Source organism: Desulfuromonas versatilis (genome assembly GCF_019704135.1).
Taxonomy (GTDB): domain Bacteria; phylum Desulfobacterota; class Desulfuromonadia; order Desulfuromonadales; family NIT-T3; genus Desulfuromonas_A; species Desulfuromonas_A versatilis.
Genome location: NZ_AP024355.1, coordinates 3,830,910 through 3,848,916, shown reverse-complemented (window position 1 = coordinate 3,848,916; position 18,007 = coordinate 3,830,910). Strand labels below are relative to the sequence as shown.

At 66.7% G+C, this 18,007-nt stretch carries 17 protein-coding genes; 13 read left to right on the top strand and 4 right to left on the bottom strand.

Annotation, left to right across the window (positions count from 1 at the left end; genetic code table 11):
• Positions 1-72: 72 nt before the first annotated feature.
• Together DESUT3_RS17365 and ybgF are read right to left on the bottom strand one after the other, a co-directional pair.
• Positions 73-1,071, bottom strand: coding sequence for a LysM peptidoglycan-binding domain-containing protein (locus DESUT3_RS17365; protein ID WP_221249740.1), 999 nt, complete (start codon positions 1,069-1,071; stop codon positions 73-75).
• A gap of 37 nt (positions 1,072-1,108) precedes the next feature.
• Positions 1,109-1,777, bottom strand: coding sequence for a tol-pal system protein YbgF (ybgF, locus tag DESUT3_RS17360; protein WP_221249739.1), 669 nt, complete (start codon positions 1,775-1,777; stop codon positions 1,109-1,111).
• 183 nt (positions 1,778-1,960) lie between these two features.
• Between ybgF and DESUT3_RS17355 the strand changes: the two genes are divergently transcribed.
• Entirely contained in the window at positions 1,961-3,181 is a 1,221-nt protein-coding gene (locus DESUT3_RS17355; protein WP_221249738.1) for a peptidase U32 family protein, read from the top strand.
• Positions 3,182-3,245: 64 nt separating this feature from the next.
• On the opposite strand, the gene DESUT3_RS17350 is transcribed toward DESUT3_RS17355, so the two are convergent.
• Positions 3,246-3,938 (bottom strand): metallophosphoesterase family protein, encoded by a 693-nt coding sequence (locus DESUT3_RS17350; RefSeq protein ID WP_221249736.1) that lies wholly within the window; start codon positions 3,936-3,938, stop codon positions 3,246-3,248.
• A gap of 252 nt (positions 3,939-4,190) precedes the next feature.
• Between DESUT3_RS17350 and DESUT3_RS17345 the strand changes: the two genes are divergently transcribed.
• The gene (locus DESUT3_RS17345; protein WP_221249735.1) at positions 4,191-4,499 is read left to right on the top strand and encodes a hypothetical protein; all 309 of its coding nucleotides are present in this window, start codon (positions 4,191-4,193) and stop codon (positions 4,497-4,499) included.
• A 61-nt stretch (positions 4,500-4,560) separates the two neighbouring features.
• Here the strand turns inward: DESUT3_RS17345 and DESUT3_RS17340 are convergent, their stop codons facing one another.
• Entirely contained in the window at positions 4,561-5,151 is a 591-nt protein-coding gene (locus tag DESUT3_RS17340; protein ID WP_221249734.1) for a hypothetical protein, read from the bottom strand.
• A 168-nt stretch (positions 5,152-5,319) separates the two neighbouring features.
• On the opposite strand from DESUT3_RS17340, the gene DESUT3_RS17335 reads away from it, so the two are divergent.
• From DESUT3_RS17335 to DESUT3_RS17285, 11 genes are all read left to right on the top strand, one after another.
• Positions 5,320-6,594, top strand: a complete 1,275-nt coding sequence (locus DESUT3_RS17335; protein ID WP_221249733.1) for a two-component system sensor histidine kinase NtrB — start codon at positions 5,320-5,322, stop codon at positions 6,592-6,594.
• On the top strand, positions 6,595-7,953 hold the full coding sequence (locus tag DESUT3_RS17330; RefSeq protein ID WP_221249732.1) for a sigma-54-dependent transcriptional regulator: 1,359 nt from the start codon (positions 6,595-6,597) through the stop codon (positions 7,951-7,953).
• 279 nt (positions 7,954-8,232) lie between these two features.
• Complete coding sequence (locus DESUT3_RS17325) at positions 8,233-10,146, top strand: LTA synthase family protein (RefSeq protein ID WP_221249731.1); 1,914 nt, start codon at positions 8,233-8,235, stop codon at positions 10,144-10,146.
• Positions 10,143-10,895, top strand: coding sequence for a phosphatase PAP2 family protein (locus tag DESUT3_RS17320; protein WP_221249729.1), 753 nt, complete (start codon positions 10,143-10,145; stop codon positions 10,893-10,895). Before DESUT3_RS17325 ends, DESUT3_RS17320 begins: the two co-directional genes overlap by 4 nt.
• 122 nt (positions 10,896-11,017) lie before the next feature.
• A complete protein-coding gene (locus DESUT3_RS17315; protein WP_221249728.1) occupies positions 11,018-13,093 on the top strand; it encodes an LTA synthase family protein in 2,076 nt (691 codons plus the stop codon).
• Positions 13,094-13,109: 16 nt separating this feature from the next.
• Complete coding sequence (locus DESUT3_RS17310; RefSeq protein ID WP_221249726.1) at positions 13,110-14,000, top strand: diacylglycerol/lipid kinase family protein; 891 nt, start codon at positions 13,110-13,112, stop codon at positions 13,998-14,000.
• 17 nt (positions 14,001-14,017) lie between these two features.
• A complete protein-coding gene (locus tag DESUT3_RS17305) occupies positions 14,018-14,539 on the top strand; it encodes an NUDIX hydrolase (RefSeq protein WP_221249725.1) in 522 nt (173 codons plus the stop codon).
• 15 nt (positions 14,540-14,554) lie between these two features.
• Complete coding sequence (locus tag DESUT3_RS17300; protein WP_221249724.1) at positions 14,555-15,079, top strand: methyltransferase family protein; 525 nt, start codon at positions 14,555-14,557, stop codon at positions 15,077-15,079.
• Positions 15,076-16,122: a class 1 isoprenoid biosynthesis enzyme gene (locus DESUT3_RS17295; RefSeq protein WP_221249722.1), complete on the top strand. Its 1,047-nt coding sequence runs from the start codon at positions 15,076-15,078 to the stop codon at positions 16,120-16,122. Before DESUT3_RS17300 ends, DESUT3_RS17295 begins: the two co-directional genes overlap by 4 nt.
• On the top strand, positions 16,112-16,774 hold the full coding sequence (locus DESUT3_RS17290) for a methyltransferase domain-containing protein (protein WP_221249721.1): 663 nt from the start codon (positions 16,112-16,114) through the stop codon (positions 16,772-16,774). The genes DESUT3_RS17295 and DESUT3_RS17290 overlap by 11 nt, the downstream gene beginning before the upstream one ends.
• A complete protein-coding gene (locus DESUT3_RS17285) occupies positions 16,771-17,994 on the top strand; it encodes an ABC transporter permease (protein WP_221249719.1) in 1,224 nt (407 codons plus the stop codon). The genes DESUT3_RS17290 and DESUT3_RS17285 overlap by 4 nt, the downstream gene beginning before the upstream one ends.
• Positions 17,995-18,007 lie beyond the last annotated feature (13 nt).

Sequence of the window (18,007 nt, the reverse complement as noted above, 5' to 3'; positions counted from 1 at the left end):
GAAATGGAAAAAGGATTGAACAAGTCCAATCCTTTTTCCTGGCCGGTTAAAAGAGAGCCGGGTTGCCGGCGGCTATTCGGGGACGGTGAAGACCCGGTCGCCGCGGAACAGGGCGTCGGCGGATTTGAGCACCAGGGCGGTGGCGGTGCTGCCGAAGGTCTCGGTGACCACGGCGCTGCCCAGCAGAATGTCCGGCAGGACGATCTCGTCACCCTGCAGGGCCAGTTCGGTGGCCTGTCGGGGGCGGGAGATGTAGAGCAGGTTGCCCACCTCCAGTCCGTCGCGGGACCCGAGGTCGAGATAGATCACATCGTACTGGCCGAGGGCAAGCTGCCCGTTGAGGGCCGACACCAGGGTCCCCTGCAGGGGCATGGCGGCCTTTTTCAGGGAGATTTCCAGGCGCGGCGGGGAGTAGGGGCGGATCCTGGCCCCCCGCTGGATTTCCCGCAGGGCCGAGGTGACCACGGCGGTGGCCACCGAGGGGCTGGTTTCCACCACCTGCAGGGTGCCCAGTTCGGCGACCTGGTAGCCGACCAACTCGCCGCTGAGGGGATGCTCCACCGGCCGACCGATGTCGAACAGGGAGAAAATGTCCCCGGAGCGGGTTCCGGCCAGGTCACCCATTTTCAGGAAAACCTTGTCCCCGGTGCCGATCATGATGCGGTTGTCCACGGTGTCGATAAGGGTGCCGGTGGCCCCCAGTTCGTCGCTGCTGATAAAGCCGTTGCCGGCACCCAGCGCCTTGATGGTGATGGAATCCCGGGCCAGCGGCTCCGCCTCCTGAACGCTGAGGGGGGCGGCGGCGGGCACCTCCCCGCTGACGGGCAAAAACTCGATGCGACCGTCGACCACGGCGATCTGCTGGCCGGGATAGATCAGGTGCGGATTGCCGACCTTGGGGTTGTGGGACCAGAGATTCGGCCAGTAGTAGGGGTCGGCCAGGAAACGCTCCGAAATCCCCCAGAGGGTATCGCCCTTCTTGATGGTGTAGATCCGGGCTGCCTCCCCGGCCAGGGCCGACAAGGGCAGCAGCAGAATGCAGGTCAGAATTGCTGCTTTGCGGATGATCATCAACTCCCCCAAGATAGAAAAAAATTGGTTTTTCGGGCTATTCCGCCTGCAGGGATTTGCGGGCCGCGGCGCTGTCGGGATAGGTGCCGCGCAACTGCCGCAGGGTTTGTTCGGCGGCCTCTCTCTGATTGGTCTTCATCTGCACCTGGGCCATCTTCCAGAGTGCGTCCGGCGCCTTGCTGCCCCGGGGATAGTCGCTGACCACGGCCTGGAACGCCGCCAGGGCGCGGTCATACTGCTCCAGGGAGAAATGGCATTCTCCGAGCCAATATTGTGCATTGGCCGCGTAGTCGTTGTTGGGATAGCTAGCAAGGAAGGTGCCGAAGCCGGAGATGGCCGCTTCGAAGCGGCCCGCGGCGTAGTCGGAGAAGGCCTGCAGGTAGATCTCGGTCGGGGAGCTCCGCTGGTCGAGCTTGCCCTCCACCAGGGGAGCGGCGGCCGCCGTTGCGGCGGGGGCGGTGATTTCCCGGGGCGAGGTGACTTTTTCCGCCACTGGCTGCTCGGGAAGCTGGCTCATCTGGCGCTGCTGGTCCCGCAGCCGGGCTTCGATCAGCAGCAGCCGGTCCTCGATCTGGTCGAGCCGCTGGGCGAGCCCGGCCTGTTCAGCCTGCAGGCGGGTCAGCTCGGCGCTGCTGACCCCGCCGCTGGTCGGAGGCGCAAGGGTGCAACCGGCGAGAGGGAGCAGGACCAGGATTGGGAGAAGCAACGGGCTGCGCATTTTTTTTGGCTTGATTCCGGCTGGGCGGCCAGGGGCCGTCGGGGACAAAGTTCAGTAAAAATTATAGGGTTTTTAACCCCTTGTCAAGGCTGAATGGGTTTTTCGGCGGGCACAGGCGGGGCCTTTTGTGCTATGCTCCGGGCAGTTCCGCAGCAAGGAGTTTGAAACGAGATGGTCCATCCTGAACTTTTGGCCCCGGCGGGGGACCTGGAAAAGCTGGTCACCGCCCTGGATTTTGGTGCCGACGCGGTCTACGCCGGCGGCGAACTGTTCGGCCTGCGCGCCCACGCCGGAAACCTGAGCCTGCCCCAGCTCGAGCAGGCAAGGGAGCTGACGGCCAAAAGGGGGCGCAAGCTCTACCTGACCCTCAACGCCCACCTGCGCCCCGCCGAGCTGGATGCCCTGGCGGAATATCTCGAACGGTTGCGCCCCCTCGAGCTCGATGCCTACATCGTCTCCGACCCCGGGGTGCTGGCCATGGTCCGGGAGCTCGACCCCGAGCGCCCCCTGCACCTCTCCACCCAGGCCAACACCACCAATCCGGCGGCGGTGCGGTTCTGGCAGCAGGCCGGGGTGCAGCGGGTCAACCTGGCCCGGGAGCTGACCCTGGAGGAGATCCGGGCGGTCCGGCAGGCCTGCGGGGTCGAACTGGAGGTCTTCATCCACGGCGCCATGTGCGTCGCCTGGTCCGGGCGCTGCCTGCTCTCGGCCGCCCTGACCGGGCGCAGCGCCAACCGCGGCACCTGCGCCCACCCCTGCCGCTGGGGTTACGCGCTGGTGGAGCAGAGCCGGCCGGGGCAGTATTTCCCCGTTGAGGAGGACGGCCGGGGGACCTACATCATGAACAGCCGCGACCTCTGCCTGATCGACCACCTGCCGGCGCTGATCGGGGCCGGGGTGCACAGCCTGAAGATCGAGGGGCGCATGAAGAGCCGCTACTACGTGGCGGCGGTCACCCGGGTCTACCGGGCCGCCCTCGACCGCTACCTGGACGATCCCGAAGGGTTCACCCTTGACCCGCTGTGGCGCCACGAACTCGACATGGTCAGCCACCGCCCCTATGACACCGGATTTCTGTTCGGCGGCGACGGAGCGGTGGTGCACCCGGAGGATTCCACCTACCGCCGCAGCCACGATTTCGTCGGCGTGGTCCTCGAGGCGGGCCAGGCCGGCCGGTTCCTGGTGCAGGGGCGCAACCGCTTCTTCCCCGGCGAAACCCTGGAGCTGATCGGTCCGCAGATGCGCCAGGCCGCCTTCGTGGCCGGTGAGCTGCACAGCGAGGCGGGCGATCCGCTGGCGGCCGGGCAGCCCAACGCCCGCATCCTCATGGCGCTGCCCCAGGACGCCCGCCCCGGCGACCTGCTGCGCCGCGACGGTAAAGGCCGGGAATGAACCGTGGACCGTGGACCGTGGACCGTGGACCGTGGACCGTGGACCGTGGACCGTGGACCCTGATTTACGGATAGCGCCACAGCTGGCGCCGTTCCACGTCGCAGCAGCTCAGGTGGCGCCCGTAAACCGCCGCCGTGTCGAGGCCGATCTTGTTTCGGCTCAGCAGCGCTTCGCGCAGCGGGGTGTGCCCGAAGACGACGATCTTGCCCCAGTCGTAGTCCGAGGCGAGAAACTCGTCGCGGATCCAGAGCATGTCCTGCTCCCGCTGGGCGTGCAGCGAAAGCCCCGGGCGCAGCCCGGCGTGGACGAAGATGAAGGCATCGGTCTCGAAGCTGCAGGGGAGGCTCTCGAAAAAATCGAGGTGTTCTTTCGGGATGCGCACCTTTCCGGCCTCGCGGTAGCTCTCCAGGGTGGCCTCGCCGCCGTTGAGCAGGAACGGGAACTGCTCCCGATCCGCCAGAAAATCGAGCAGCATCGCCTCGTGGTTTCCCTTCAAAAAGACGCTGCGGGGAAATTTTCTGCCGAACTCCAGCAGAAACTCCACCACCCCCCGGGGATCGGGGCCACGGTCGATGTAGTCGCCGAGAAACACCACGCGGTCCTCAGGGCTGGGGCGTACCCGCTCGAGTAGCCCTTTGAGCTGCTCCAGGCAGCCGTGGATATCCCCCACCGCCAGAAGCCGGCCTGCCTCTGGAACATCGGGCGGCTGCGCGCCCGGCAGCGCGCTGCGCTGCGATGACCTCCACCATCCGAACATAAGAAAAGTTTAGCCTAACTGGCTGCCCTGGCCAAGCGGACAACCGCGGACACAGCCGCCCCGCCGACCAAAACCGTCAGCGCTCCTCCGCCGATTGGCGGCCGGCAGGGGGCCTCTCTTCCCCCGTCCCTGGCTGCAAGGGCCCGCCAGCCGTGGGATCAGCCGCCGGGCGGTACGCTGGCATTCCCTTTGAAACAAACCGGTGCAGGAGGTCCTTTCCCCCGGGCGGGGATGGCGGGCCGGGAGGTGGGAATGTTCAGAATTTTGCTGGTGCTGAGCCTGCTGAGCGTCGGGACGGGTGCCTGGGGCGCTGCGGTCCCGGGGATGGAGGGGCAGGCCCCCCTGGTGCTGCAGCTGCAGAGTTATGCGAAGGGCGGCGGGCAGGAACCGCGGTGCTTTGACCTCGCCCTGGAGAACGGCAACGGTTCCGCCGGGTTGAACTGGCTCGATCATCCGCTGGTGAGCGGCCTGGAAGAGGTCCTCGACCGGGTGCGCTTCTCCCTGGATGGGGAGGAGCCCGGCGTGCCCCTGTTCTCCTTTCAGCTATGCCTGGACTGGTAGGCCGCCTCCTGCCGGGCCCTGCGGCAAGCCCCCCGCCGCTTCTGCCTCCGCGCGGCCGTTTTCAGATCTCCTCCCCGCAGCGCACCTGAACCTTGACCACCCGGCAGCAGGCCCCCGCGCCGGCCAGTTCGCGGTAGACCCGCCGCAGGAAGCGGACGGTCACGATTTTGTGGATGGCCGCCTGGGTGAAGCGGTACAGCCATTTGCGCAACAGGCTTGGCTCGGGGCCTCCGAGCAGCAGCGGGCAGTAGTCCGCCAGCAGCAGGGCAATCCGGGTTTTCTCCCCCTGCGGACGGCGGGAGAAGACCAGTTCACCGCGGTTGCAGCTGCGCGCCTGCACCAGCAGCCCCCCGCAGATGCGCAGGCTCAATTGCTCGCCTGGCTGTTGCGCGGATTCGACGGGGCCGAGGCTGAAGCGAAGCAGGCTCCAGGGCGTGCGCCACAGGCGGAACTCCACTTCCGCATCGGTCCTGACCGGGCGCACCAGGCCGCAGGTGAAGCGGCGGATATGCACCAGGTAACTGGCCAGCAGCCGCTGGGGGGGCTGGCGCTCGGCCAACTCGGGGGGCAGGTCCAGCCACTGGATGGAGAAGACCGAAGCGTCCTGCTGAAGCACCTGCTGGCAGGCGATGGGGGTGAGGTTTTCGTTCACGCGGGTCTCCGGATGGCGGGCGAGGTTGCGGGAAAAAGATAGCACAGCCACCCTGGGATTGCAGCTGTCGGGTGGCTTGCGGGGGGGACATTCGCTTTGCCAGGGCTCGGTCACCTCTGCTATCATTGCCCGGCGGATTCCATGAAAACCCACCCGCCGAGGCCTACGATGACTCCAACCCGCTCCTTTCAACCGCTTACCCTGGCCCAGAGCGGCACCCTGCTGTTTCTGCTGATCCTGCTGTTTCTCTTCGCCCGGGGACCGTACCTGGTGTACGGCGGGGCCTCCTTTTGCCTGCTCGCCGCCTACCACGTTCTGACCGACCATCGCTTCGGCACCGAACAGATCCGTGCCGCCGGCCTGCTCATCCCCCACATCGGCATCTACCTGCTGATCTGCACCATCGTCATCTGGACCACCACCGGCGAATCGGAAAGTCCCTACTGGGTCATCTACATGCTGCCCATCGCCGCCGCGGCTTCGAGCATGGGCCTGCGCGGCGTGCTGACCACCTGCGCAGCCGCCTCGCTGCTGTTTCTCAGCCAGGTTCCCGCCGAGATGTACCTAGATCCCAAGGAGCGCCACGAAGAGATCCCCGAGCTGATGATGTTCTTCATCGCCCTGTTCATCGTCGGGGTGCTCATCCAGGCCATCGTTGCCCAGAACCGCCGCCAGCTCGAAGTTCAGAAAGGGCTGAACGAAAAGCTGCTGGCCAACCAGCAGGCCCTGCAGGAATCCCTGGCCCGGCTCGAGGCCGCCGAGGAAAGCCTGCGCCGCAAGGAACGCCTGGCCGCCCTCGGTGAGATGTCCGCGGGGCTGGCCCACGAAATCCGCAACCCGCTGGGGATCGTCTCCTCCTCGGCCCAACTGCTGGGGAGAAAAATCAATCAGCCGCCGGCAGGGGTGGGGGAACTGCTCGATATTATCCAGGAGGAGACGGCCCGGCTCAACGGCCTGGTGAGCGACTTTCTCAGTTTCGGCCGGCCTGCCCCGCCCAACCGACGCCGGTGCGATCTCCAGGCCGAGGTGCTGCGGGCCGTGGAGCACGTTCGGGGTGTCGCGGAACAAAAGGGGATTGTCCTGGCCGGGCCCGAGCCGACCGCGCCCCAGCAGGCGAGTGTCGATCCCGAGCAGTTGCAGCAGGTTCTGCTCAACCTGCTGCTCAATGCCATCGACGCCACCCCTGCCGGGGGGCGGGTGGAGGCCAGGGTCTCCCGGCTCGAGGGGGCGGCCTGCATCGAGATTCGCGATACCGGCTGCGGCATCCCGGCGGAGATCCGCTCGCAGATTTTCGACCCTTTTTTCACCACCAAGGAGAAAGGGACCGGGCTGGGGCTGGCCAATGCCAGCCGCATCGTCGACAGCCACGGAGGAGAGCTGAAGGTCGACAGCACCCCGGATGCCGGCTCGGTCTTCTTTGTAATCCTGCCGCTGGAGGCGTAAATGGCCCACATCCTGGTCGTTGACGACGAGAAGAACTACCGCACCGTGCTGGGGCAGCTGCTTGCCGACGAGGGGCACAGGGTTTCCACCGCCGACAACCCTTTTGCCGCCCTGGAGCTGCTCTCCCGGGAGCAGGTGGCGCTGATCCTCTCGGACCTGAAGATGCCGCGGATGAACGGTCTCGAGTTTTTGCAGCGGGTGCAGGCGGATTTCGGCGCGATCCCCTTTGTCATGCTGACCGCCTTCGCCACCGTGGAGACCGCCCTGGAGACGATGAAGGCCGGGGCCTTCGACTACCTGCTCAAGCCCTTCAATAACCAGGAAATCCTGCTGGTGGTGGAAAAGGCCCTGGCCTACGCACGACTCGAATCGGAAAACGACGCCCTGCGCCGCCAGCTGAAGCAAAGCGTGGAGCACGAAATACTCGGCAGGAGCCCGGCTATCCGCAGGCTGCTGGAGGATATCTCCCGGGTGGCCCCGGCCAGGACCTCGGTGCTGATCACCGGGGAAACCGGCACCGGCAAGGAGCTGGTCGCCCGGGCCCTGCACCGGGCCAGTCCCCGGGAAGCCGGCCCGCTGGTCACGGTAAACTGCGCCGCCTTCGCCGAGACCCTGCTGGAGAGCGAACTGTTCGGCCATGAACGGGGCGCCTTCACCGGTGCGTCCGAACGCAAGCGTGGGCTGCTCGAGGTGGCCGACGGCGGCACGCTGTTTCTCGATGAAATCGGCGAGTTCCCCCTGCCGCTGCAGGCCAAGTTGCTGCGGGTGCTGCAGGAGCGGCGCTTTCGGCGGGTGGGCGGTACCGCCGAGATCGAAAGCGACGTGCGCATCATCACCGCAACCCATCGCGACCTGCGGGAGATGATCGCTGCGGGGGGGTTCCGCGAGGACCTGTTCTACCGGCTCAACGTGGTGACCCTGCAGGTCCCGCCCCTGCGCGAGCACCCCGAAGACATTCCTCTGCTGGCCACCGAGTTTCTGCGCCGCTTCGCCGGCGAACTGGGCCGGCCGGTTGCCGACCTGGCCCCGCCGACCCTGGAGGCTCTGCAGAGGCACGGCTGGCCGGGCAACGTCCGTGAGCTGCAGAACGTCATCGAGCGGGGGATGCTGTTCTGCACCGGCAATGCCCTGCAACCCGAAGACCTGCCGGAACCCCTCGGGACGCCGCGGGAGCAGGCAGGAGCGCTGCCCTGGCTGACGCTGGGACGCCCCCTGCCGGAGCTGCTCGAGGAGGTCGAAGGCGAGCTGATCCGCAAGGCCCTGGTCAGTGCCCGGGGGGTCCAGGCCCAGGCCGCCGAGCTGCTCGGCATCAGCCGCAGCAACCTGCAGTACAAGCTGAAAAAATACCGGCTCGAATGAGCGCCGACGTACAAATTTTCGGCACCCGGAGAAAAAAGCGCAGGCCGATGTAAAAAAAATTGAACGCCACCCCCGGGTGGCGTTTTTATTTCTGTACGTTTTCAGCAGGTTACAAAGTGGCAAGGGGATTGCTAAAGAGAAAGTCAAGCAGCAATGCTTACCCTCTTTTGCTTCCGGGGACTCTGCCCTGCCGTAGAGTCCCCTATTTTTGCCCGCTGCCGGGAACGCGCAGCGGGCAGAGCGTCCGGCGCCCCGGCGTTGTCACCCCATTGGAGTTTCATGATGTCCCGTTTGCCCATCGGCCGATTGTCCCTGCTGGTGCCCCTCTCAGGGGCCTACCTTGCGGTATCCGCCCTGCTCCGGCTGGTCCTGTGGTGGAAATTCGGCCCCGCGGCCCAGGTGGGCCTGGCGGAAATGGGGCCGATCCTGCTGTTCGGCCTGGTCAACGACCTGATCGCCCTGCTGTATGTCAACGCCCCGGCGGCCTGCTACCTGCTGCTGGTACCCGGGCGGCTGCTGCGCGCCCCCTGGCACCGGCGCCTGGTCGCCGTGGGGGTTTTTGCCACCCTGTTCGCCATGCTGTACCTGGGGGCGGCGGAATATTTCTTTTTCGAGGAGTTTGATTCCCGTTTCAACCTGGTTGCGGTGGACTATCTCATCTACCCCCACGAGGTGCTGGTCAACATCTGGGATTCCTACCCGGTGCTGCCGGTGGTCCTGGCGGACCTGGCCGTGGCGGGGCTGTTGTTCCGCCGGCTCTGGCCGATGGTCAAGCAGAGTTTGGCTGCGCCGCAGAGGTTTGCGGACCGGCTCAAGCTGATCGGCGTCTACGCCCTGATCCTGTCGCTGGCCGCGGTTCGCTTCTCCACCGATTCCTTTGCTTTTTCCAGCAACCGGGTCAGCAATCAGTTGGCCTGTAACGGCATCAGCAGCCTGTTTCGGGCCTTTCGGACCAACGAACTCAGTTACGACGCCTTTTACCGCACCCTCGATCACGAGCGGGCTTTTCGCCTGGTGCGGGAGAATCTTTCCGCCGACGGCGACGGTTTCAACAGCCCGCAGTTGGAGGATCTCGACCGCAGTCACGCGGCGCGTCCCGAGGGTTTGGGTCGGATGAACGTGGTGGTGATCGTCGAGGAGTCGTTGAGCGCCAAGTACGTCGGTGTCTATGGCGACGGCAGCGATCTGACCCCCAATTTCGACCGGTTGAGTCGCGCGGGGCTGCTCTTCGACCATGCCTACGCCACCGGCACCCGCACCGTGCGGGGGTTGGAGGCGATCACCACCTCGTTGCCGCCGATACCCAGCGAGTCGATCCTCAAGCGCCCGGGCAGCGAGGGGATCGCCAACTGGGGCGAGGTGATGCGGGAGAACGGCTATCGCACCAGCTTTCTCTATGGCGGATACGGGTACTTCGACAACATGAACCATTTCTACCAAAGCAACGGCTTCTCCATCAGCGACCGCACCGAGATCCCCCAGCCACGCTTCGCCAACATCTGGGGGGTGAGCGACGAAGACCTGTTCGACCATGCCATGGATTATTTCGACGGCATCCATGGGCAGGGGGAGCCCTTTTTCTCCATCATCATGACCACCTCCAATCACAAGCCCTTCACCTTCCCCTCGGGTGTCGAGGGGATTCCCGCCAAGGGGGGAGGGCGGCGCGACGGGGTACGCTACGCCGATTACGCTCTGGGCCGGTTTTTCGACCAGTCCCCCGTTCACCCCTGGTTCGAAAACACCCTGTTCGTGATCGTGGCCGACCACTGTGCCCGGGTCTACGGCCGGGCCCAGGTGCCGGTGCGCAATTACGAAATCCCCCTGCTGCTTTACGCCCCGGGCAGGCTCGCCGCCGGGCGGATCGAAACGGCGACCAGCCAGATCGACATCGCGCCGACGGTCCTCGGCCTGCTCGGTCTGCCTTACACGGCCCCCTTCTACGGCCGGGACGTCCTGGCAGAGCGGGCGGGCAGCGGGCGGCCGATCATGCTCAATCACAACCACGACGTGGCGCTGTTCCAGGATGAGCGCCTGGTGGTGCTGGGGCTCAACCGGCAGGCGCAGGTCTTCGACTACGATCGCGAGCAGAATCGGCAGCTTCCGGCGGCGGACGATCCCGCCCTGGTCGACCTGGCTACCGCCTATTACCAGACGGCCTTCGAGCTGTTCAAGGCGCATCGCTACCAATGAGCGAAAGAGCGAACCTCGACCACGGTTTCTGGCTGTGGCACGCCGGCCTGCCGCTGCTACTGTTCGGGGCGCTGGCGGCCGTCTTCGAGCTCAGCGACTGGGACCTGATCCTCTCGGACCGGTTTTTCGATGCGGCCCGCGGCGGCTGGTATCTCAAGCACAGCTGGTGGGCCGACGGGCTCATCCATCGGGGCGGCAAGTACCTGGTGCTGGCGACGGCGCTCGGGGCGCTGGGGTTGTGGCTGGGATCGTATCGTTGGGCCGAGTTGCTGCGCTTTCGCCATGGAGCCCTGTTCATGGTGCTGTGCATCGCCCTGGGCACGGGGCTGGTTGCCGCAGGCAAGGCGACCATCAACCGTCACTGCCCCTGGGATTACCAACGTTACGGCGGCAAGGTCCCCTATGTGCGCCTGTTCGAGTCCCCTGTCCCCGGCCACAAAACCGGTCACGGCTTTCCCGCCGGGCACGCCTCGGGGGGCTTTGCCCTGACGGGAAGCTATTTTCTGTTTCGCCGCCGCCGGCCGCGCCTGGCGCTGCTGGGGCTCGGCGCCGGCCTGGCCCTGGGCGGGGTGTTCGGTTTCGGCCAACTGGTGCGCGGGGCCCACTTCGCCTCGCATAACCTCTACTCGGTGATTCTCTGCTGGCTGGTCAGCCTGGGTCTGTACGCCGGTGGGTTCTCGGGGCGGCTCCATCCCCCGCAGGCTCAAGGCGAGGCTGCCCGGCCTCGAGGGAAAATCCCGGCGCCGTAGCGGAAAAAAATGTTTTGGTCCCTTGCCCTGGAGGCATTGGCTCGGGCAAAATATAACGGTTTACCAATTCTGGCCGGGCAGGTGGCCGGCGAAAGTTTTCATCGAGGAGCACTCAGATTTCTATGTCGAAACCCTTTCGTCAAATCAGGGAATTCTTTCCCCCCGAGGCGCTGTTTACAGCCGGGCTTTATCTGGTTTTCCTCATCGGCTTCGCGCTGCTGCGCCTGCTGCTGCTGGTCAGCAACGGCAACCTGGGGAAAACCGTCCCGACGGGGGAGCTGCTGCAGAGCTTCTGGGTCGGCCTGCGCTTCGACCTGGCCATCGGCTCCTATCTGCTGATCCCCCTGTTCCTGGCCCTGTTGCTGCTGCGCGGCCGGGCCAAGAGCCTGGTCCTGGTCCCCTTCAGTCTGCTCGCCGCCGCCCTGCTGCTGCTCGGGGTGGCCGAGGCCGAGTTCTATCGCGAGTTCGAAAGTCGCTTCAACGCCTTGGTTTTCGAGTATCTCAGCCACCCCGCTACCGTCGGCGGGATGATCTGGGATGGCTACCCGGTGGTTCGTTACCTGCTGCTCTGGGCGCTGCTGGCGGCACTGTTCCTCTGGTCCGTCGGTCGGTTGCGGCGACGCTTTCTGGTCGGCTGCGAATCTCCGGCCACCCCCCGCGCCGCGCTGCTGCGCACCATGGGGGCCACCGTCATGCTCACCCTGATGGTTTTCGCCAGCCGCGGCGGCTTCGCCAGTGAACCGCTGCGCTGGGGGGACGCCTTCTTCTCCGGCTCCACCTTCGCCAACCACCTGGCCCTGAACGGCATCTTCACCCTGGGGCGCAGCGGCTGGGACAAGCTCTACGGCAAGCAGGCCTTCTGGACCGAGGCCGTCCCCGCCGACCAGGCCCTGAGCACCACCCGGGAAATGCTGGCTCTCGAAGGCGAGACCCCGCTCTACGACGAACAGCACCCCCTGCTGCGCAGCGAGACGGCGCCTACTTCCACCATCCCCCTGAAGAGCTACCCGGGCAGACCGGTCAACGTGGTGGTGATCCTCATGGAGAGCTTTTCCGGGCGCTTCGTCGGCGCGCTGGGCTCGCCGGCCGACCTGACCCCCGAGTTCGACCGGCTGGCGGGCGAGGGGATCCTGTTCGAGCGGGCCTTCTCCAGCGGCACCCACACCCACCAGGGGGTCTACGCCTCGCTGACCTCCTTTCCCAACCTGCCGGGCTACGAGTACCTGATGAAGATGATGGAGGCCAACCAGGAGTTCTCCTCGCTGCCGACCCTGCTCGAGCGCGACGGCTACCAGACGGTTTTCCTCTACAACGGGCTGTTCTCCTGGGACAACAAGGAAGGGTTCTTCCGCCAGCACGGCATGCAGCGCTTCATCGGCACCGAGGATTACGCCAACCCGAGCTTTCGCGACCCGCTCTGGGGGGTGGGCGACTACGACGTGTTCATGCGGGCCAACGAGGAGTTCCGCGATATGGACAAGCAGGGGCCGTTCTTCGGCGCCATCCTGACTTTGTCCAACCACCAGCCCTACAACCTGCCCGATCCGCTCCCCTTCGAGCCGATCCGCACGGGTGATCACCTGGAGGGGCGCTACAACGCCATGCACTACGCCGACTGGTCGCTGGGCCAGTTCTTCGCCAAGGCCCGCCAGGAGGAGTATTTCGACCGCACCCTGTTCGTCATCACCGGCGACCACGGCTTCGGAGTCCCGCCGATGATCACCGGCATGCAGCTCGAGCGCTTCCATGTCCCGCTGCTCTTCTATGCGCCGGGGCTGCTCGGCGACGAGGGGCTGCGCCGCCGGACCGTGGCCAGCCAGGTGGACATCGGGCCGAGCATTTTCGGCCTGCTTGGGATGAGCGACCCGCACCAGGGGTGGGGGCGCAACCTCTTTTCGCCCGCCCTGCGCGACCCCGGTTTCGCGGTGATCAAGCCTTCGGGGGGTGAGGAGCGGGTGGCGCTGATCGAGGATGACCGGCTGCTGCTGGTGGCGCCCAAGGAGACCCCCAAACTCTACCGCTTCGATCTCGGCTTTCCGCCGCAAAGCTCCGCCGATCAATACCGGGAGGAGCGGGGCCTGGCCAAGCAGATGGAGCAGCGCCTGCTCTCCTACGTGCAGACCGGGATACTTTCCCTGCGCGGCCGCAAGCTGGGGGTGCCGGAGACCGGCCATCCCGCCACGGCCCACCGTGACTGAGCGGGGCGGCGCCGAGATGCATCGGAAAAACCAGGGGCGGATCCGCCTGATCGCCAACCCCATCGCCGGGGGCAATGCCCGGCAGAAAATCGACCAGGCAGCCGCCTGGCTGCGCCGGCAGGGCCGCGAGGTCGAGGTGCTGCTCACCGGAGCCCGGGGCGATGCCCGCGAGTTTGCCCGCCAGGCCCCTCAGGCGGGGTGCGACCTGGTCATCGCCGCCGGCGGCGACGGCACCCTCAACGAGGTGATCAACGGGCTTGCTCCCTCGGCGATTCCCCTGGCGTTCATTCCGCTGGGGACCACCAACGTCTTCGCCCTGGAAGTCGGCATCCCCTTCGACATCGAGGCGGCCTGCCGCATCGCCCTGGAGGGGGAGCCGCGCCCGGTCTGTCTCGGGCTGGCCGGCGACACCCGGTTTCTGCTCATGGCCGGGGTCGGCTTCGACGCCGACGCCGTGTTTCGGGTCAGCTCCAAACTTAAGCGCCGTACCGGCAAGTTCGCCTACCTGGTCAGCGCCGTATCCGCGCTGCTGGCCGGCCCCTTCGCCCCCATCGAGGTCGAGACCGAACAGGGCGAGCGGCTGCGGGGCTACAACCTGGTAGTCGGCAACGGCCGGTTCTACGGCGGCAGGTTCTCCATCACCCCGGGAGCCTCCCTTTACGAGGATACCCTGGAGGCCTGCCTGTTTTTGCGCCCCGGGCGGCTGCGTTTTCTGGGCAGCGCCCTGAAGATCGCCCTGGGCGCCCGCCTGCCGGCCGAGGAGGCGCGGATCTTCAAGACCCGACACCTGGAGGTGGCCGGCGCTGGCCTGGCGGTGCAGATCGACGGCGATTTCCACGGCCGGCTCCCCATGACCATCCGGGCCCTGCCCGGCGAGCTGCGCATGGTGCTGCCCACCGGGGCCTAAAGCGCAAAGGCGATTCCATGGCCACCAACAAACGCGACATCTTCCAGGGGCGCATCGTCTCCCTGGGTATCGAAGAGCACGCCCTGCCCGACGGTCGAGTGGCCGATTTCGAGATCGTCCGCCACCCCGGCGGCGCGGCGGTGCTGCCGCTGCTGGCCGACGGACGTATCGTGCTGATCCGCCAGTACCGGCCCGCCGGAGGCGGCATGGTCTGGGAGATCCCCGCCGGGCGCCTCGAGCCGGGGGAGCCTCCCTCGGACTGTGTCGCGCGCGAGCTGCAGGAGGAGGTCGGCTACCGCGCCGGGCAGATCGAGAAGCTCGGCGAGATGCTGACCGCGGTCGGTTTCTGCGACGAGGTGGTGCACCTGTTCCTCGCCCGCGAGCTGAGCCCCGTCCCCCGGGAACTGGAGCCCGACGAGTATATCGAGGTGCGCCCGATGCCGGTTGCCGAGGCGTTGCAGATGCTGGCCGCCGGCGCCATCCCCGATGGCAAGACCCAGCTGGCGCTGCTGCTGGCCCGTCAGCGGGGGCTTCTTTAAAGGCCGGCAAGCGGTATGATTAAAGACACGGCCGCGTTGCGCCGGCGGCGCAAGGCCCAGTTGCGCGACGCCCTGATCTACTGGATCTACATCCCCGGCGCGGTGCTGGCCGGCGGCAAGCTGGCCGACCTGCTGCTGCCGCCGCTGGGGGGCGGGGCCTGGCCCCTGTGGGGAGGTGCCCTGCTGTTCGCCGCAGGCTCGGGGTTCATTTGCAAGGCCACCGCCGACCTGGCCCGCCTGGGGGAGGGGACGCCCAATCCCCAATTCCCCGCCCGGCGCCTGGTCACGGGCGGCAGCTACGCCTGGTGTCGTCACCCGATGTTCTTCGGCTACGACCTGACCGCCGTCGGGGTGGCGCTGCTGGTGCGCTCCTGGGGGATGCTGCTGGTCAGCATCCCGGTTTTCCTGGCGCTGCAGCTCCGTTTTCTGCGCCGGGAGGAGAGATATCTCGAGAAACGCTTTGCCGGGAAGTTCCGGGCCTACCGGCGGCAGGTTCCGCTGCTGGTCCCCCGGCCGCCCAACAGAAGGTTGCCGTCATGAGATCGATCATCGCCATGCGCCGGCTCTATCCGGCGCTCCAGGAGCACCGCCTGGTGGAAGCCGAAACCAGGCGTCTGCTGGAGCAGACCCTGGAGCCGCGTTACCTTGTCCCCGCCGGGCCCGCCCCGGGAATGCTCAAATACGCCCAGCGCAATTTCTTCTCCACCCTGTTTCTGGCCATCTACAAGGCCGTCGGCATCGATCGCGAGCGGCGGCTGTTCTACGGGGTGCTCAACCACGCCATCCGCGGCATCGTCACCGGCACCGACAATCTGCTCGACGACGAGTACAAGGAGATGCTGCCGCTGCGTTTCCCTGCCGAGGCCACCCGCTTCAAGAGCGTAATGCACATCCTGCTCTTCGACCGGTTTCTGTTCCAGGCCGTCGACGAGGCCCGCGAACGGGGGCTGGTCAGTCGCGAGCAGGGGCAGCGGATCAACCGCGAGATCTTCACCGCGATGGTCCCCATCGGCGAGGAGGAGGCCACGGAGGAGGGCGGGGTGCGCCAGGTCCTGCCTCCCGAGGAGATCCTCGCCAGCGTCCATATGTACAAGGGGGGCAACCTGCTGCGGCTCGCCTTCGTCGCGCCGCTGCTGATCGAAGCCTCGCTGCGCGAGCCCCTGGCCAAGGCCGATCGGGGCATCTACGGCATCGGCATGGCCCTGCAGGTGATCGACGACCTGACCGATTTCTACGACGATTTGCGCGACCGCCGGCATAACTACCTGGTCTCCTCGGTGCAGCACGAGGGGAGTGCCGCCGAACGCGGCCGCCTCGACCAGCTACTGAGGGGTGAGAACAGCGCCCAATCGCCCATCGACAGGGCCTTTGCCGAGTCGGCCTCGCGAGTGATGCAGAGGGCCATCGGCGAGGCGCTCGACGGCTTCGACCGCCTGCACGAAGCCGGTTTCTGGCTGACCCGCCCCCGCGCCCTGGAGCTGATCCGTTACCTGTTCCGGCTGCGCGGCGTCGGGCACCTGCTCAGGCTGCTGCCCGCCGATGCCCGGTTCACCGAGAACCTGGACGTGCGCCATGCCGCCTGAGGTGCCGAAAACCCGCGGTCGTGACCTCAACCACGTCGCATGGCTCTACGACCCGGTCATCGAGGGGCTCTCCTTCGGCAGGGAGCGGCGTTTTCGGGATAAGACTCTGGAGCACATGGCCTTCTCGCCGACGGACCGGATTCTCGACGTCGGCTGCGGCACCGGCACCCTGACCCTGCAGATCGCCCGACGCCTGGAGGCGCCCGGCGAGGCGGTGGGAGTCGATGCGGCGCCGAAGATGATCGCCATCGCCGCCGCCAAAGCCCGCCGGACCGGGGTGCCCGCACACTTTGCCGCCGGGGTGGCTGAAGCTCTCGATTTCCCCGATGCCAGCTTTGACCTGGTGGTCAACTCCATGTTCACCCATCACATCGACACCGAGCTGAAAATAAGGGCCTTTGCCGAGATGTACCGGGTGCTGCGCCCCGGCGGCCGGCTGGTCACCGCCGACATCGACCGCCCCACCACCTGGTGGGGCTGGCTGATGGGGTGGGGGGGGCGGGTGCTGCTGGTGCAGAAGGAACTGGAGGACAACCTGCGCGGCCTGCTGCCGGGGCTGATGGCGAAGGCCGGTTTTGTCGAGGTAAAGCGGGTCGATCACGTGCACGGGCTGGTCTCGTTCTTCACTGCCCGCAGGCCCGAGGACCCATGAATCCTTTGTCGTCCCTGCAACTGCGCATGGCGCTGCGCAACCTGCGCCGCAACCCGCGCCGTTCGCTGATCACCGTTACCACCATCGGCTTCGGGCTGTTCTGCCTGATCGTTTTCCAGGCCCTCAAGGTCGGCCTGCACCGCGAGATGGTCGAGGGCTCGGTGCGCCTCGAGTCGGGCACCGTACAGATCCACGCCGCCGGCTACGAGCCGAACCTGGCCGCCCTGCGCCCCCTGGCCGACCCGGCACCCGCCGAGGAGCTGCTGCGCCAAGCGCGGGCCCCCTACAGTCGGCGGATCAAGGCCCCGGCCATGCTGCTGGCCGGAGCCCACAGTTCCACGGTGCTGCTGTCAGGGGTCGACCCCACGACTGAACCCCAAGTGACGCTGATCGCCGAGAAGTTGGTGGCGGGCCGTTTTCCCACGGCGGGGGATGAGATCCTGCTCGGTGCGGCGCTCGCCGGAAGCCTCGGCGTCGAAGAGGGGGGAGAGGTGACGCTGATGGCCCAGGGGCTGTTCGGCCGGCCCGTCACCCGACGCTTCACCGTCGGCGGACTCTATCGTACCAGCCTGGCCGCCTTCGATCGCACCCACGTCTACCTGCCGTTGGGTACCGCCCAGGAATTTCTCCAGGCCGAAGAGTTGGTCACCGAACTGGCGGTGCGCACCGAACCGGCGGCTGCCTCGGCCCTTGCCGGGGAGCTGCGCGCCCGGCTGGACGAGGGGCGCTTTCAGGTGCGGGACTGGCGGCAGATGTCCCCGGACCTGGTCCAGCTCATCGAGCTCAACGACGCCACCCTGCAGGTGCTGATCCTCATCGTCTTCGCCATCGTCGCCCTGGGGATCGTCAACACCATGACCATGATCATCTACGAGCGCTTTCGCGAGCTGGGGATCCTCAGCGCCATCGGCATGCGCCCGGGCGGGGTGGTCGCGCTGATCTGCGCCGAATCGCTCTGCCTGGGGCTGGTGGCCGCGCTGTGCGGCAGCCTTTTCGGGGTGGCCGCCTGTCTCTGGCTGGGGAGCCACGGCATCGACCTGACCCGCTTCACCAGCGCCAACCAGTACTTCGCCGCCGGCCACGTGATCCGCGCCCACCTGCTCCCCGGCGATCTGCTGGCCGCCAACCTGCTGACCCTGGCCACCGCGATTCTGGGGGGACTTTACCCCGCCTGGAAGGCTTCCAGGCTCGACCCGGCCCGGGCGATCCGCTATAGTTAGGGGCCGTGGACCG

Bases quoted from the DNA above. Each gene is read 5' to 3' on its own strand.
- DESUT3_RS17365 (WP_221249740.1), bottom strand. From the start codon at position 1,071: ATGATCATCCGCAAAGCAGCAATTCTGACCTGCATTCTGCTGCTGCCC.
- DESUT3_RS17355 (WP_221249738.1), top strand. From the start codon at position 1,961: ATGGTCCATCCTGAACTTTTGGCCCCGGCGGGGGACCTGGAAAAGCTG.
- DESUT3_RS17350 (WP_221249736.1), bottom strand. From the start codon at position 3,938: ATGTTCGGATGGTGGAGGTCATCGCAGCGCAGCGCGCTGCCGGGCGCG.
- DESUT3_RS17345 (WP_221249735.1), top strand. From the start codon at position 4,191: ATGTTCAGAATTTTGCTGGTGCTGAGCCTGCTGAGCGTCGGGACGGGT.
- DESUT3_RS17335 (WP_221249733.1), top strand. From the start codon at position 5,320: ATGACTCCAACCCGCTCCTTTCAACCGCTTACCCTGGCCCAGAGCGGC.
- DESUT3_RS17330 (WP_221249732.1), top strand. From the start codon at position 6,595: ATGGCCCACATCCTGGTCGTTGACGACGAGAAGAACTACCGCACCGTG.
- DESUT3_RS17325 (WP_221249731.1), top strand. From the start codon at position 8,233: ATGATGTCCCGTTTGCCCATCGGCCGATTGTCCCTGCTGGTGCCCCTC.
- DESUT3_RS17320 (WP_221249729.1), top strand. From the start codon at position 10,143: ATGAGCGAAAGAGCGAACCTCGACCACGGTTTCTGGCTGTGGCACGCC.
- DESUT3_RS17315 (WP_221249728.1), top strand. From the start codon at position 11,018: ATGTCGAAACCCTTTCGTCAAATCAGGGAATTCTTTCCCCCCGAGGCG.
- DESUT3_RS17310 (WP_221249726.1), top strand. From the start codon at position 13,110: ATGCATCGGAAAAACCAGGGGCGGATCCGCCTGATCGCCAACCCCATC.
- DESUT3_RS17305 (WP_221249725.1), top strand. From the start codon at position 14,018: ATGGCCACCAACAAACGCGACATCTTCCAGGGGCGCATCGTCTCCCTG.
- DESUT3_RS17300 (WP_221249724.1), top strand. From the start codon at position 14,555: ATGATTAAAGACACGGCCGCGTTGCGCCGGCGGCGCAAGGCCCAGTTG.
- DESUT3_RS17295 (WP_221249722.1), top strand. From the start codon at position 15,076: ATGAGATCGATCATCGCCATGCGCCGGCTCTATCCGGCGCTCCAGGAG.
- DESUT3_RS17290 (WP_221249721.1), top strand. From the start codon at position 16,112: ATGCCGCCTGAGGTGCCGAAAACCCGCGGTCGTGACCTCAACCACGTC.
- DESUT3_RS17285 (WP_221249719.1), top strand. From the start codon at position 16,771: ATGAATCCTTTGTCGTCCCTGCAACTGCGCATGGCGCTGCGCAACCTG.